This window comes from Moraxella sp. 179-F 1C4 NHS (assembly GCF_045370505.1).
In the GTDB taxonomy this organism is placed as follows: domain Bacteria; phylum Pseudomonadota; class Gammaproteobacteria; order Pseudomonadales; family Moraxellaceae; genus Faucicola; species Faucicola tetraodonis.
The window spans coordinates 1-543 of record NZ_JBIQEC010000084.1 but is presented as its reverse complement, the minus strand read 5'-3'; the positions used below and the strand labels follow the sequence as shown (position 1 = coordinate 543).

1 protein-coding gene is annotated in these 543 nt (G+C 47.3%); it reads right to left on the bottom strand.

Annotation, left to right across the window (positions count from 1 at the left end; translation table 11 throughout):
• A partial coding sequence (locus ACH0AB_RS11960; protein ID WP_007116366.1) for an IS256 family transposase occupies nt 1–487 on the bottom strand: 487 nt, incomplete at its 3' end.
• Nucleotides 488–543 lie beyond the last annotated feature (56 nt).

Genomic DNA, 543 nt, shown 5'->3' with positions numbered 1-543 from the left:
TAGGATAGACGCTGCTCAGTGGCCGGTTCTGCCAAGCGGTGATGTCATCCAAGATGTTGTCAGTGACTCTGGAAACCAAGCTGCTTGAGATGTCGACGTCGTAGATGTCCTTGATGGTTTCGACAATCTCAGTAGTGGTTTGACCTTTGGCGTAAAAGCTGATGATTTTGTCATCAAGACCTGAAATACGGGTTTGGTGCTTACTGACAAGTACAGGCTCAAAGCTACTGTCGCGGTCTCTTGGGGTGGAGATCTCAAGCTCGCCTGTGTCGCTACGGACTCTCTTTTTAGTGTGCCCATTGCGCTTATTAGGCCTGTCTGCCTTTTCATGCTTGGGGTAGCCGAGATGCTCTTCCATTTCTGCTTCTAGGGCAGTGTCGATGAAGGACTGCATGAGCTGCTTTTGAAAGTCTTTGATGTCATCGAAGCTTTTCATGCTGCTGGCCATTTGCTCAGCCAGTTTCTTGATGTCAGATTGGTTAGTCATTGCTTATTCTCCTGTTAGTGGATTATAAGCAGTTACACAAAGTTTGGGAAACTCTC